The organism is Bradyrhizobium ingae (genome assembly GCF_055791185.1).
This window is the reverse complement of sequence record NZ_JBVUBB010000014.1, coordinates 66922-80959: the sequence shown is the minus strand read 5'-3', so window position 1 is coordinate 80959 and position 14038 is coordinate 66922. Positions and strand designations below refer to the sequence as shown.

Below are 14038 nucleotides of genomic sequence, written 5' to 3'. Positions count from 1 at the left end.
GATGTCGCCTTCGCAACAAGACCGATGATCTTTGAAACAAGTCCGCGTCTGATGACGGTCATACCGCGCGCTTGACGCTCGGCATCCAGCGGATGGATAGGGGGACACTCTGTAATCGTCCGGTGAGGATAGCGGCAGACGTGCTGTTGACTTACAACATATGGTATCACGCAGCCCTCAAGTAGGCCGCTCTGCCCGAATAGAGATTCCGAGTGAGGACATCATCCGCGGTATGCAGGACCACTTCGGTTTGGGACGCCTCGCAGCTTCCACACGCGAACGCTTCGAGGCCGCTGTGACGGTTGCGGGTTAGAGGGAACAGATTCCGCTTCGCTTCGCCCTGGAGACACCGTGGCGCGCCGAGTTCAACTCCCGATTACGGGCGGTCCAGCTGATGTGCGGATCGCCAGGGGAAATTCAGCCCCAACACGTTCGAGTGGGTTCAGTGGATGAGCTGAAGTGAGTGCTCGATGCGGTCGCTGGTGTATGGAATTCGCGATAAAATCGCGTCGTTCGCGTGACGAGCGCTTAATGCAGGTGGCGCAGGACAAGAATGAAGCTTCCAACAACCGCGACCGCCCGCGCATGAGCCTATCGGATCAAGTGCCACACCCGCCGGGATCGCGTCAGCTCGGCTTCATCCGACATCTGCCGGCAAAACCCTTTGACGAGCTCGCTGTCGTTCTGATCGATGGAAATTTCGGGTGCTGCGCGGCAGCGGCATCATCTCCTTTAAGACTGTAGAACCGAGAGCGTCATACGTCGATAGCGTGAAGCCTGAAGGCTTATGCTGCGGGACTCGGTTTGGACTTCGACGAAGTCGTCGATGTCGCCGACAAATTGAGGCTTCCAGAGCTCTTGACCTGATCTACTCAGCGTTTCAGCTGAAAGCGCTTTTTCATCTCGTCGCTGCGCGCCCAGGGATCGCCCGGGATGCGCTCGATGAGCTCGAAGAACACATTCTCAAAAAGCTTATTCGTGGACTCCTCGGTCAATTTCTCGGCTTCCGAAGCGGGCAGAAGCGGCTTCATGTCGATTACGAAGCGCGGATTGGCGAGCTTCGCAAACATACGCTGCTGCGCCTGCGCCCTCGTAATCGCCTGCCCGGAACGTTCAAGGTAGCGGACGAAAAGTGCAGCGATGCGAGGCGCGTCCAGCCCGTCAAACTGCTCAAGCGCGTGGCCAAGATCGTAGAGATCGCGCCCCTTATCGCGCTGGAGAAGCGCCCTCAATTTCGTTGCCAACATCTCCTCCCGGGAGAAGGTCTGGACATTTGCATTCCCTGTGAACCAAGGGTTTTCAACGCTGAAAGGCAACGCCGCAGCGGGATCGAAAGCCGTGATTTCGCGGGCATTGACTTCTACCTTAAGCCGAATCGGGACGCCGCTCCCGTCCTCCGCTTCGACGCGAAATCGCAGCTTCGGCGCTACGGGGCTCTGGTCGAACTGCGCCCGACCTAACCACGGCTCCAGAACGGCACGGAGCCGGTCCAGAATAGGTCCTATCGGACCCGCCGAAGTGCGGACAAGGTCGATATCTTCCGAGTATCTGAGCGGTGGCACGAAATGGAGCTTGTTGAGGGCGGTGCCACCCCGAAAGCGCAATTCCCTGTTCAGGAGATGGTCAGAAAAGATCGCGACAATCGCCCGGCACATGATGAGGTCCTGTTCGACCTGCCGTTGATCGGCCCATGGGACGACGTTGCCCCACGCCACGATATTCTGCGCGGGGATCATTCATCGATCTCCGGCATCCGTCGCACGACGACTCGCCAGCGGTCATTTCGCTCTACCGGCTCCGGTGCAAAATCGGGATCACGGCTCTCTTTTCGGTCAAGCTCCGTCCACGGGATCGCGCCTCTGGCATTGAGCGCGGCCAGCATTGGCTTCGCGCGATCCTCGTAGCCTTGTCGGTCCAGCAGATAGCCGAGCCGTTGAACAACCGGGCGCTCCGCCTTTTGCGACAGGGCGGCAAGCTTCTCTCCGTCGATCTTCGATCCAAGATCGGATAGAACCGTCGCTACATTATCGATGCCGCCCGCTGCCTGCGGATAGCGCAGGAGATCGAGCGCCGTGAGTTCGACGGTCGATATCTTCATCGTTCCGGTATCAGTTTTGCGTTCCTCGATCCCGTCCGCGACGGCGAGCATGTCCCTCCGGAAGTAGAAGACGATCAAATTCCGGCCCGTGCGGATTTTGGGAAGGCGCTTTCCCGTGACGACTTGAAATTCCATCACCGCTTGATGCGTTGCGCCGTGCAATTCGGCGGCCTTGAGGAGGCCGACGTAATAGGCCTGCTTCTCATGCCGCATCAGAGCGTCAATGTACCAGGGCGGCGGGGGCGCGCCCCACGAAGCGAACTGCGGGGGCACGATCACATAGAACCCTTGCCGAGGATTCAGAAGGTGCTCGCGCCGTTGCAGCCGCTCGGCAGCGTCAAGGAAGGCCCCCCGTCCGATATGCAGGGCCTCTTCCGCTTCTGCGCTCGTAAAGACTACTTTCCCCGCCGAAAGCAGGCTGGATAGGTGAGTCGCAAGGGCTGAGCGCTGGTCATGAATCATGACTTATTATCCGCTTCAAATGCGGATTTTTCAACATGATTCGATAAAACTCACAAATCACTCTCAAAAATCCGCGCAAGAAGCGGATTTATGTAAACGGTTCAAAGAGTTCCGTCCCTGGTGTGCCGAATAACAGTTTACGGTGCGTCATACCCGCCTCGCCGGGGAGAGTTACTCTCGACGCGCCAACTATCTCCGCCGCCAAAGACACTCGGCCATCCAAACGCAGCCGACTGCGACCAGTAATCCACGTGTCATGCGGAGCGGCTGCGCGCTGAAGAATTGCGGGAATGTGTACAAGGACATCCCGGCGGCGAAGAACGCCGCTTGCCCTCGGATACTGACAGGAGCGCCAAAGCAGCGCCGTTGCGGTCGCAATTGCTGAGACCGCAGGGAGCAGCAGGCCGCTAATGAGCATCACAAGGCCGGATTCACCGCGCCTACCATACGTGCCATCAACGCATGATGCTATGCGACGCAAAGAGACTTTGTTCTGAAGACATCATTTCTTTCTGGAATTGGTGATGATGGCAGCACCACCAATGTCGTAACCACAGGAGCACAATTTTATCGCGACGGATGATCCTATGGTCTTCATCACCATCAATCCATGACTCGACGGAAGCCATTAAGGAATCTTCTTGGATGTCGATCACCCCTGAAACGGCCGCATTCTTGCATTCCGAAAACACACCGTGCCGGGCTTTCTACTCGGGGGCTGGTTTGCGACATTTGCGTGGGAGCCTGACGTCGGCCCAACTATGTGTCGTCCCTGTTCGAAGCAAGATCTTGCACAAGGTCTTTACTGGCACGGCAATTGCTGGACCGTGAATGTCCGTCCTCGCCAACCTTTTGGGTTCTGATGTTCCTGCGACTTGTCAATTATTGCCGCCACAGAGAGCCGGCTGTGACAGCGCATGCGCAATTTCAGGCGCAATGCGGCAGGTCCGTTTCGATCTGGCAGCAGCCTAACGGTTACTCTACCAACTCGGTCATCTGATGGGAAGTCAGGAGGGAGGTGAAATGAGTACAGGGTCCGAGGCTCCCGCCGGAAATGGGGTGGCACCCCTCAGATACGACCTCGTCCCTGCGGTATGACTGCCAGAAGCGAATGAGGTTGGAGGGAACCCCACCAGCCACGAACGCGATCCAACACGAGCCCTCGGAGAGGAAATGATGATCAAGTATGCAGTCGTCGGCGCTGGCTCGATTTCGCAACAGGCCTTCTTGCCGGGAGTCGGACAGTCCGCAAACTCGAAGGTTACCGCAATCGTAACCGGTCATCGAGACAAGGCCGCGCGACTGGCAGATTTCCATGGTGTTGGTCAGGTCGTCAACTATGACGGATACGATGCCCTTTTGAGAGGCTCCGACGTCGACGCGGTATATATTGCTCTGCCCAACCATTTGCATGCTGACTACGCTGTTCGGGCGGCTCGCGCCGGCAAGCACATTTTGGTCGAGAAGCCGCTGGCTACCAACGAACAAGATGCCCTCGCTATGATCGCCGCTGCGCGCGAGGCCGGCGTGTTTCTGATGACCGCCTACCGGCTCCACAACGAACCCGGAACCGTCGCGGTCCTTGAACACATCCGCAACGACGCGATCGGCCGACCGCTTTTCTTTCAATCGGTGTTCAGTTTCCAGACGGCGGCAGGAAACCACAGGCTCAAAGCTGCGAGTTGGGGTGGACCGCTCCAGGACGTCGGGGTCTACTGCGTCAACGCAGCGCGTCATATCTTTGCTGAAGAGCCGATCGAGGCCGTGGCAATGGCGCACCGACCGATCGATGACCAGCGGTTCGGCGAGGTGGAAGCGTCGGTCGCGGCCTTGCTGCGTTTTCCTTCAGGCGGTTTGGCCCAATTCGTCGCCAGCTTCGGGGCGGCGACCGTCGACCATTATCGGGTCGTCGGAACGTCGGGCGATATCGAACTCGACCCCGGCTTCAGGTTCGAGACGGCAACAAAATTGCGACTGCGCCGCGACGGCGAGGTCGGCGAAACCGAGTTTCCGCACATCGACCATTTTGCCGCGCAAGTGCAGTACTTTTCAGATTGCATCAAAGCTGGAACGCCGCCCGAAGCCGATGGCGAGGAAGGCTTGGCGGACCTGCGCGCGCTGCTTGCAATTGAGACGGCCATCCTGACCGGGCAACCCCAAACGATCACATCTCGTCCACGTGCCCGCCATCCAACGCCCGACATGGTGCGATTTGTCCCTGCAACCGATCGACGACTGGTCCTCTGAGGAGACTGCTGCCATCAACGCGGACGAAACGCATTCGACCTGCATGGATTCTAGCCTTCGCCAAACCTTCGCGCCGTGGAAGAGGCCGAGCTGCCGTGTCCGGCGTGCGAACCCGCTTGTTTGCTACTCGGCCTCGAAGTGTGGTGGGCGCTGCCATCATGTTTTCATCGTCCGTTGTAAGCCGGTAGTCCCAAGCAGTTTGCCTAAGTCCATCGCGGGATACCGCGGGCGTGGACACCTCGAAGTCGCCACCAAGCCGACCGCTGAACGCGAAGAGCGCAAGTGCGAACGTTTTTGCCGTCTTCACCTGTAGCGACGTGCCGACGACGTTTGCCCTACTGAAGCTCCTGATGTCATCTTGAAAGAATTCGCGTGCGGCAAACCATGGTCGCTGTTTCGAGTACGTCAGGCGTTGTGCATTCGTCAGAAACTGGACACGGACCAGTGGTCGTTTCCGCACGAAACGCCTTCGTTTCCTACGATTGTCGCAGCAGCCATTGGAATGGAAATTGCTGTACTCAATCACAAAGACGGTCAGGCCTGATGCGAGGGCCTCCTCGATCGTGATCAAGCGTCGCTTTGTCCTCGGAGGTCGCCGATTTCGCCATGACTGGATCGACTTGGATACGATCGAAGAGCTTGCGTTGTTCCTGCAACCGCCGCCAGTTGCGTTTCATGCACTGTCTTTTCATCCCATGAGAACAAATTCACGAGCAGTCTCCCCCGAGCGGATTCGGACAAGCCGTTCGCAAACATTGATCCTGATGGTCTGGTTCGATTTGACGTATTCGGCAAAGAGAACTCGTTAATTAGCGTCGAACCTTGTGAGGCGACCGTTCTGGCGAGTCGAACTTGACGTGTCGTACAATGATGGCTCTGCCCGGGCGGGCGGCTGCCATGCGCGTCAATTCACCGCGCCGTTGCCAACAGATCAATTCGCAACTCTGTCACGCCGGAGAAATAGGATTGCGAAGTGGGACATTTAGCGGGGCGCTCTCATGCCCATTCTTATAAAGCCCCGAACGCTGGGTCTGTTGACCAAATGCGAGCGACGTCCTCGTGGGGCAAGCCTCATCATTTCCGCCTTGGCGATGTTCGACCTCGCAAACCCCTGCGCTGACCGCCTGGAGGGCGAGCAGGAACTTTGGGTCACGAGCGCGAAAGAACTTCCGCCCGGCAGCCCGCTTGATATCGGCATGCCCAAGCCGCAAGCAGAAGTGCTGATCGGTGGACATGCGGCAGCGCCCGAGGGACAGCCGATCCAGCGCATAATGTTGGGCTGGTCGCTCGGACCGATCCAGAAGCGCCTGTTGGTGACGGGCGATCGCTATTGGCAGATGACGGCGTCCGGCTGGCGACCAACAGCTGCCAAACCTTTCCGGCAGATGCCGCTAACGCGTCAGCGTGCATTCGGCGGGGCCGGACATCCGACGAATCCGACCGGCACGGGCCACGAGGCTCTTCGCCGTAGCCTGGCCGGCGAAGTAGTGGCCCTGCCCAACCTGGAAGATCCCGAGTATGCGGTTCAGTTCATCGAGACAGCGGCGCGACCCGCAGCGTTCGGACCAATGGCCCTCGATGATAAGGAGCGCTTGCGACACGCCGGCACTTATGACGCGGCGTGGCTGAAATCAGCCGCTCCCGCGTTGGCGCTTGATGTCGATCCGCGTCTCTTTCTGTTCGCACCGCTGGACCAGCGCCTGGGCGGCTTTCTTTGCGGCGGAGAACCCTATGCGCTGCAAAACTTCTCCTCAGAAGATCCGTTGATCGAAGGCCAGCTGCCCACCTTTCGCGTGCGATGCTTCATCGGTTGGGCCGCTCCAGAGCGTGCTGTCAGCGAACTGCAGACGCGCATCGACACACTGTGGCTATTGGCCGGTGCTCGCCGCGGCATTATGATCTACCGCGCCGCGACCGCCGTGCAGGAAATCGACGGCAGCGACGTTGCCGACATTATGGTCGCCTACGAGCGGCAGAGCGATCCCGCTCGGTCGATAGATCATTATCTGGATGTCAGGCGGCTGCGCCTCGACCCGAAAACCGCCGCGCGATACGCCTTTTCGGAACATCAACTCACGCCCGCGCGTTCGTCTCCCGAGCACGAGCGCCGCGCAGCACGGCGAGGAGAATTGGCCGAACAGCGTGCAGCGCGTCAGCAGGCCTCAAGGCGCTGGGCGCTCGATCAAGAACTCGCACGTATCGATCTTCCACCGGCGCTGCGCCCTACATTCGAGACCTCGCCCATCGAACCGTCAACGATTCCCGAATTGTTGCCCGAGGAACTCGAGAGCGGCGAGATCGACCTAGCCGAGATTCTCGATGCCGTGGAGGAAGTCCAGTCCAAGGCCGTGTCCGATGTCGACAAGCTTGCTGCTCAATGCGAGCCTATGCGCAAGGCGTATGAAGGGATTTCCGGCGGCGATGCCGTGTCGGGCGATATCGATACGTTGCTTGCCGCGATCGGCAGCATGGACGCTGCGCACGCGATGGATGCAAGCTTTGAGCAGATCCAGCCATTGCCTATCTTGCCGCCGGAGGTTGATCCGACCCTCGTGCACGAGTTCGAAGCCAAGCTTGCGCGGGCAAAGGACTGGCGTGGCGAGATTGTTGACGCTGCAACACGCCCAGTCGACGAGCATAAGCAATTCGAACTTGCGCATGCTCGCTTCTTCGGCCTGCCAGCTGGCAGACCGCTTGAGTCGATACGAACCTCGTTATCGGACGACGCTTTTTCACCGCCCGGCGTCCCTTCACTTGCGCTGCCAAAGGAAGCCCAGCGCGTCAAGTGCCAGCCGCCGCAGCCACCGACCATTGACGAGATAACGGCGCAGATCGAGAACAACGGTGCACCCGCTGAATCCGTGCAGCGTCTGCGCACGGTCTTCACCGACGCCGAAGCGGCGCTCAGAGGCACCCTGCCCTCGTTAGCCAGCGATGGTCGTGCGCCGTTCGAGGCATTGGTCGGGACCGATCAACCCCCGCTCGCCGATACGACCGAAGCGGCGCTGGATGAGGCCGTCCGGGAAAGTAAGGAGGCCCTGACCGGCCTGCAGACCGAGATCGATCGCGCAGAAGGTCAGCTCGCGCCCGCCATGGCCGCGGTCAGGCTGGCCTCACCCAAGCCGCTCGAACCTCAATCGGCGCTGGCTCCAGCCGTGGCACGCGCGCTGGGCGAGGTCGTGGAGGAGGAATACGGCCGCGGCCGCTCGCTCGCTGGCCGCGATCTTGCCGGCGCCGACCTGTCGGGCAGGCAATTCGCCAAAGCGGATTTCTCCGGCGCCTTTCTCGAACGCGCCAAGCTGAACGGGACCAACCTTGCCGGCGCAAAACTTATGAAGGCCACGCTTGCCGGCGCGGTGCTCGTCAACGCTGATCTAAGCGCGAGCGACCTTACTGACGCCAATCTTGGTGAAGCCGACTGCCGCGGGGCGCGTTTCGCAGGCGGCCGGCTTGTACGTACTCATGTTCTCGGAGCGCGAATGGCGGGTGTGTCCTTCGATCACGCCCGTCTCGCTAATCTACAAATGTTGCACCTGCCAATGATCGGATCAACATTCCGCTCTGCGCAGCTGCATCAATGCGGGTTCATTCGAGCCGCCCTGGATAACAGCGTATGGCAGGGTGCCCTTCTCCAGCGAACGCAATTCATGGACTTGTCGCTGTCTGGTGCGGTCTTTTCCGGCACTCGCCTCGAGCAAACCTGCTTCCTCAAAGTGGCAGCGCCGCAACTCAATTTCAGTGCCTCCAAATTTGATCAGGTCAGCTTCATCGGTGAAATCGATCTTCGCGATGCCCGCTTCGACCATAGCAGCGCGGACGCGCTTTCCTTTCAGGACGCCGACATCAGCGGCACCGACTTCAGCAGGGCGCGGCTTGACGGTGTCTATTTCGGGAACTCAACTTTGTTGCGCGCAACCTTCCGAATGACCTCGCTGAAAGGCGCGGTCTTCACCGGCAACGATCTGCGCGGCTGCGACTTTTATGCTGCCAACCTGCTCGAGGCACATCTCAATCAGGCGGATCTGGCCGGCGCCAGTTTGCGCAATGTAAATCTCTTTGGTGCCGACCTGATGGACTCGACATTGGACGCCGTTGATTTGAGCAACGCCAATATCGAGCGTACCGTCCTTATGGTCCCTCGCCATGTCAATTGATCTGCTGTTGCAATCAATCGCCCACCGCCTCCCGGTACGCCAAGTCAATCTCGATGGCGAGACGCTGTCTGGACTATCCCTGAACGATGGTGTCGTGCAGAGCTCATCCTTTCGCAACAGCAACTTCGGCGGCACCTCCATGACCGGCATGACTTTTCAGGACTGCGACTTCAGCGGCGCTTTATTCGCCGACGCTAGCCTCGACAAATGCACGTTTGTCAATTGCTGCGCAGGCCATTCCAACTGGCGAAGGGCTAATCTCGTCCAGTCGACGTTGATGTCATCGGATCTCAGCCGTGGCGACTTCAGCGAGACGCGGCTCACTCAAGCGACAATGATGCGCTGTGTCTTGGCCTGCGCCGTCCTGCGTGACGCCACCTTGTCACAAAGCGCCATCATGGAGTGCGACCTGACCAATCTCGTGCTCGACGGCACCACACTCATGAACGCCGCCATCACGCAGGCCGATTTGCGCAGCGCTAGTCTCGCAAATATGCGATGCGACACTATCCTGTTGGCGGAATGCGATCTGTCCGAGCGAGACCTCACAGGTCTGACGCTGATGCGCGCGAACTTGAGCGGGGCAAGGCTGAACGGCGTCAACTTGTCAGGCGTAGACCTCTCTGGCTCGATTCTGTCAGGCGCCAGTCTCGTGGGTGCCGACCTCTCGCGCGCCACCGCCTCGAATTCGCTGTTCGACAAAGCCGACTTGCGAGCCGCCGACCTGCGAAGCGCCGATTTGAAGCAATGCATCTTCCAGGAAGCGCGCCTCGACAGCTGCGATCTCTCGGACACAACATTGGAGATGGCCGTATTTACGCGTGCATCCGCCAAGTCCACCTCGTTTCGCGGTGCAAAGATGCCCTATGCGCTGATGCACCATGCTAAGGCCGATGGCAGCGACTTCTCCGGCGCACGCTTTCTACGCACCGATTTCCATTGCACATCGACTAACGGCAGCCTGTTCGTCGGCGCGCGTGGCAGCTCCCTGCCGACGGTGCCTGAACGCGCTGTTGCCGAACTCTACGATGCCAGTTTCGTGACCCCGTTCAATGGAGAGTTCTGAACCATGCCCTTCGTCAATGCCAACGGCCCCATGTCGGCGCAGGATCTCGGCTTTCCCGATGTATGCAACACACCGGCCGGTCCCGCCGTCGTGCCCACCCCCTATCCGAATATCAATTTGAACACGACAGGTATTCCCAGCCAATCTCGTTGCCTGCTCATGTGTATGCCGGCGCACAATATGAAGACGGTGCGCGCGATATCGATGGGTGATAACGCGGGCGTGGCCCTCGGCGTCATGTCCGGCACGGTCATGGGTCCAGGTCGCGCTATGAAGGGATCGACCAATTTGTTCATCGGTGGCCCGCCGGCGACCAAGATGGCGATGCCAACCAAGCAGAACGGTTCCAGCCCGAACACATTCGGACTGTCGATATCACCGTCTCAAACACGGTTCATGGCGCTACGCTAAAGCACCCATCCGAATGACCGAGGAGCCGATTATGTCGAATGCCTATGCCCGATTTTTCGTCCCGGAAACACCAAACTCTCCCCTGACGAGCTCGAGCTATCTGCGGCTCGGCGCTTATTCGGTCGGCGAGGAGGAGATTGTGACTAACCTCATCACAACGAGCGACAAAAATTCGACCAAGCATGAAAGCGACCACGCTGGCATACTTGCCTTCACCCAGAAGGACTTCCAGGTAACCGCTGAGGGCGCTTCGCTCATGAAAATCGGCCGCGGCCACACGACCGAGGTCAGGAACGGCGACGCCAAATATAAGGTCCTAAACGGCGCCTATGAGATCTCGGCCCAGAACGACGTATCGATCAGCGCCGGTGCCGACGGAACCGCGGGCAACATCAGCATGACCGCCTCGCATTTCGAGCAGACCACCAAGGGCGACGTGTCGGAGACCACTCACGGCAACTCGAAACGGACCACGCACGGCTCGGCTATGGAAATCTACAACGGCGCCAAAGTGACCTGCGTTGCAGGCGCAAACGTTACCGAGGCTGTGGGCCTTAGTGTAGCTGCGTTCCTCGGCGGGGCGATCTGCGTCAGGCATGGCTACAACCTTTCAATCAGCCGTGGCGGCAACTGCTCGATCAGGTTCCCTTTTGCAAATACACTCACGGTCGGGAACGAATTCAAAAAGGTGACGGGGAATATGACCAGGGTCATCGGCGGAAACAACCTACAGGTCGCTGATTCCAACGTCCGTTATGTCAAGAAGACCTATCTCAAGGTGGTGGACGATGCTGACGTGAAAAAGGTCAAGCTCGACGGCACCTGGTGCGAAACGCGCGTGCAAGTAGCAGACGCACAGGTGCAAATGGGCCAATTGAGTTCCGATCAACGCCAGGTTGTCAACAGAGTGTGCGAGGTCGAAAGCGCGACCGGCCAGTATAAGACCCAAAACTGGCGTACGCTGCTGTTCCTGTAGCCAGCAGGAGTGAAAAAATGACAATGGCCTTCCGCACCAAAAACGCTGAGCTCTTGGCGACAACCGAGCGCCTGCTTGGCCCCGGGCATCACACTGCCCGGGTCGCGGCAGTCGATGACAATGGCACAATGATGGAGGTCGAGGTCGCCGGCGCCTGTCATACGGCGGCGGTAGCTTTCGGCTGTCTGGTACGGCCGATTCCTCAGGACCTCGTGTTGCTCTTCAACGATGCGGGAAAAGTCTTCGTTCTGGCCGTGCTCGAGCGTCCGAGGTCAAATTGCGGCACCCTCGCTTTGCCCGCAGGTGGCAATCTATCGATCGAGGGCGACACCATCGCTATCGCCGGCCGTCAGCGAATGTCACTACGCGCCGACACTATCGATCTGCGGACTAAGCTGTTTGCCGTGTTCGCGGACAGGGCCAGCTGGATCGGCAGGCTTTACACTTTGATTGCGGACCGTTTCCGCAGCGTGACGCGCATCCAGGATGCGAGCGCCGATTCGCTTACCATAAAAGCCGTCGAGCGTATCGCTATCATCGACCGTATCGATTCGCTTCAGACCGAAACCCAGGTGATTAAAGTGAACGGCATTGCCTCCGAGACGGCTCACAGTAGGGTCATAGCCGTGACCGAGGACCTCCGCCTCGACGGCAAACGTGTGACGGTTGCATAGCGCGCATGCTGACCACCGGCTTTCCGGCTGCGACCTGGCAAGACCGCCTTAGAACGGCGCAGGAGTTCATTGCAACCAACCGTCTCGATGAGGCGGAGGCGCTACTGAACGATGTCCGTATCGTAGCCAACGATCCCGATTTACTCAACGTAAAGGCGACGCTGGCGCTCGCGCGGCGGCGGACCGAGTTTGCGTTCGAGATGCTGGCGGAAGCGGCAACCCTCTATCCTGAGCAATCCGGCCTCGTCACTAATCTCGGCATCGGCCACGAGTTGCTCGGCCGCTTCGACGAGGCGGTGATCTGTCTGGAACGCGCGTCGGCACTCGTCCCGCACAACGAAGACATCAAGCTCGCGCTTGCTCATGCTTTGCTATGCCGCGGCGACATTGCGCAAGCCCGGGCGATCACGCAAGCCGCTCTAAAACACGAGCCTGCCAATGCGCGCGCCTTCCTCCAACTTGGAGCCATCGATCTCGCCTTGCGCGACTACCCATCGGCCGAGGCGGCCTTGCTTCGCGCCCTGGAACTTACCCCGGACGATCCCGATACGCTGCGCAACATGTCGGTGCTCTTGCTCGAACAGAGCCGCTTCGACGAAGCGCTGAGTTTTGCGGAACGCGCCCATTTGCGGGCCCCGCTCGACCCGGCCGGGCTTCTGCATCTGGCCTATTGCCGCGCCGCGACTGGACTCTGGCTGCAAGCGGAGGCCGCCTGCAAGAAGTTGCTTGCCTATGCGCCGACCCTTCTTGGCGCGCGCGAAATCCTGGCCCGCGTCACGATCGCAAACGGTGAGGTGGATCGGGGCATTACGGAGCTCACGCAGTTCGTACGCACCCACAAATCAGATCTTTCCGCCGCGCTTGTTCTGGCGCGCACCCTGCAGTTTGTCGGCCGGTTCAATGACGCCCTCACGCTTGCCAGCCACATCGCGCACGCCTGCCCTGACGATGAAACGGCAAGCTGTTTGAAGACGACCCTTGAACTGACGCTCGGTCGCTTCCCGACGCCCGAGCCGGTCGCCTTGGCCCTTGTGACTTTGGTTTTTGTACCGCCGACGACTTGCATGCTCGAATTCGTGGCGCTCGTTCGTCTTGTGGGTCGGCTGGCGAGCCAGCAAGGTGTGCGAGTCGTTGCGGAGCCACATTACAGGGCAGTTCTCACCAGCCTAGCTGAGCAGGTCATTTCAGAGGAGCCAAAGTCTGGGCTACCACCCCGCTGCAATCGTTACTGCGTATACTGGCGATCGATGCGCAAAACATTGCCGATGGCATGCGACCCGATTCGGGGTTATTCGCCAAATGGCGAGACGCTCTGGCCAGATTTGCAAGACCATTGGTCGGCATCGTGTGGGACGGTGGTGTTCTCGGTCTAACCATGGAACAGATCGCCGCTACGTTTCCCCACTCCATCACGCCGATCAGCCTGATGACCGACGCGCAACGGCACGACATGAAGCGATGGAGCCGCCCTATTGATGCTGGTGTGCATATCGACAGCCCAGCAGAATTGATTGCAGCGATCGCCAATCTCGACGCGGTGATTGGACCCGACAGCTTCGCGGTCCATATTGCCGGTTCGCTCGGAGTTCCCGGCGTTGTCTTCGTGCCAAACGGCTACCCTTGGTACTGGGCCCAGGGCAGCGGAAAGCCGCTCTGGTACCCATCGTTCGAAGTCGTCGTGCAGGAAGGGCTCGGGAATTGGTCCGGAGTGATCGACGAAGGTCGGCGCCGGCTCGCCGCGCTATTGCACGCGCACGCGATCGATTGAACGGCTTGCGCCGTCCAGAGCGTAACCGGAGGTCACCATTTTCGATTTGCGTGCCGCAAACATTCGCCAAACGCCTAATTCCGACATGAGAGCGTGCCGCGGACAGGCTGGCCCGGCAGAAGCCCCCTAGTGGGCTCCCGCTCATCCTGGAGATTGCGCCGGGTAACGACCGGCGCCTTGTG

11 protein-coding genes are annotated in these 14038 nt (G+C 59.5%); 9 read left to right on the top strand and 2 right to left on the bottom strand.

Annotated features, from left to right (window positions below; genetic code table 11):
* The first annotated feature begins 486 nt into the window (after positions 1 to 486).
* Positions 487 to 744, top strand: a complete 258-nt coding sequence (locus ACV1FX_RS21130; RefSeq protein ID WP_473119484.1) for a hypothetical protein — start codon at positions 487 to 489, stop codon at positions 742 to 744.
* A gap of 128 nt (positions 745 to 872) precedes the next feature.
* Here ACV1FX_RS21130 and ACV1FX_RS21125 read toward each other — a convergent pair whose 3' ends face one another.
* On the bottom strand, positions 873 to 1736 hold the full coding sequence (locus ACV1FX_RS21125) for a nucleotidyl transferase AbiEii/AbiGii toxin family protein (RefSeq protein WP_473119483.1): 864 nt from the start codon (positions 1734 to 1736) through the stop codon (positions 873 to 875).
* Entirely contained in the window at positions 1733 to 2560 is an 828-nt protein-coding gene (locus tag ACV1FX_RS21120) for a type IV toxin-antitoxin system AbiEi family antitoxin domain-containing protein (protein ID WP_473119482.1), read from the bottom strand. Before ACV1FX_RS21120 ends, ACV1FX_RS21125 begins: the two co-directional genes overlap by 4 nt.
* A gap of 1176 nt (positions 2561 to 3736) precedes the next feature.
* Here ACV1FX_RS21120 and ACV1FX_RS21115 point away from each other — a divergent pair.
* From ACV1FX_RS21115 to ACV1FX_RS21080, 8 genes are all read left to right on the top strand, one after another.
* Complete coding sequence (locus tag ACV1FX_RS21115; RefSeq protein ID WP_473119481.1) at positions 3737 to 4807, top strand: Gfo/Idh/MocA family protein; 1071 nt, start codon at positions 3737 to 3739, stop codon at positions 4805 to 4807.
* 998 nt (positions 4808 to 5805) lie between these two features.
* Complete coding sequence (locus ACV1FX_RS21110; RefSeq protein ID WP_473119480.1) at positions 5806 to 8961, top strand: DUF2169 family type VI secretion system accessory protein; 3156 nt, start codon at positions 5806 to 5808, stop codon at positions 8959 to 8961.
* Entirely contained in the window at positions 8951 to 10027 is a 1077-nt protein-coding gene (locus tag ACV1FX_RS21105; protein ID WP_473119479.1) for a pentapeptide repeat-containing protein, read from the top strand. Before ACV1FX_RS21110 ends, ACV1FX_RS21105 begins: the two co-directional genes overlap by 11 nt.
* Positions 10028 to 10030: 3 nt before the next feature.
* The gene (locus ACV1FX_RS21100; RefSeq protein WP_473119478.1) at positions 10031 to 10438 is read left to right on the top strand and encodes a DUF4150 domain-containing protein; all 408 of its coding nucleotides are present in this window, start codon (positions 10031 to 10033) and stop codon (positions 10436 to 10438) included.
* Between the two features lie 31 nt (positions 10439 to 10469).
* Complete coding sequence (locus ACV1FX_RS21095; protein ID WP_473119477.1) at positions 10470 to 11414, top strand: hypothetical protein; 945 nt, start codon at positions 10470 to 10472, stop codon at positions 11412 to 11414.
* A gap of 17 nt (positions 11415 to 11431) precedes the next feature.
* On the top strand, positions 11432 to 12088 hold the full coding sequence (locus ACV1FX_RS21090; RefSeq protein ID WP_473119476.1) for a DUF3540 domain-containing protein: 657 nt from the start codon (positions 11432 to 11434) through the stop codon (positions 12086 to 12088).
* 5 nt (positions 12089 to 12093) lie between these two features.
* Positions 12094 to 13461: a tetratricopeptide repeat protein gene (locus ACV1FX_RS21085; RefSeq protein WP_473119475.1), complete on the top strand. Its 1368-nt coding sequence runs from the start codon at positions 12094 to 12096 to the stop codon at positions 13459 to 13461.
* 2 nt (positions 13462 to 13463) lie between these two features.
* Complete coding sequence (locus ACV1FX_RS21080; protein ID WP_473119474.1) at positions 13464 to 13856, top strand: hypothetical protein; 393 nt, start codon at positions 13464 to 13466, stop codon at positions 13854 to 13856.
* Positions 13857 to 14038: the final 182 nt, after the last annotated feature.

What these genes read in the sequence shown, in the direction of transcription:
- ACV1FX_RS21085 (WP_473119475.1), top strand. Translation starts at nt 12,094, where the DNA reads ATGCTGACCACCGGCTTTCCGGCTGCGACCTGGCAAGACCGCCTTAGA.
- ACV1FX_RS21115 (WP_473119481.1), top strand. Translation starts at nt 3,737, where the DNA reads ATGATCAAGTATGCAGTCGTCGGCGCTGGCTCGATTTCGCAACAGGCC.
- ACV1FX_RS21095 (WP_473119477.1), top strand. Translation starts at nt 10,470, where the DNA reads ATGTCGAATGCCTATGCCCGATTTTTCGTCCCGGAAACACCAAACTCT.
- ACV1FX_RS21120 (WP_473119482.1), bottom strand. Translation starts at nt 2,560, where the DNA reads ATGATTCATGACCAGCGCTCAGCCCTTGCGACTCACCTATCCAGCCTG.
- ACV1FX_RS21125 (WP_473119483.1), bottom strand. Translation starts at nt 1,736, where the DNA reads ATGATCCCCGCGCAGAATATCGTGGCGTGGGGCAACGTCGTCCCATGG.
- ACV1FX_RS21080 (WP_473119474.1), top strand. Translation starts at nt 13,464, where the DNA reads ATGGAACAGATCGCCGCTACGTTTCCCCACTCCATCACGCCGATCAGC.
- ACV1FX_RS21105 (WP_473119479.1), top strand. Translation starts at nt 8,951, where the DNA reads ATGTCAATTGATCTGCTGTTGCAATCAATCGCCCACCGCCTCCCGGTA.
- ACV1FX_RS21110 (WP_473119480.1), top strand. Translation starts at nt 5,806, where the DNA reads ATGCCCATTCTTATAAAGCCCCGAACGCTGGGTCTGTTGACCAAATGC.
- ACV1FX_RS21130 (WP_473119484.1), top strand. Translation starts at nt 487, where the DNA reads ATGGAATTCGCGATAAAATCGCGTCGTTCGCGTGACGAGCGCTTAATG.
- ACV1FX_RS21090 (WP_473119476.1), top strand. Translation starts at nt 11,432, where the DNA reads ATGACAATGGCCTTCCGCACCAAAAACGCTGAGCTCTTGGCGACAACC.
- ACV1FX_RS21100 (WP_473119478.1), top strand. Translation starts at nt 10,031, where the DNA reads ATGCCCTTCGTCAATGCCAACGGCCCCATGTCGGCGCAGGATCTCGGC.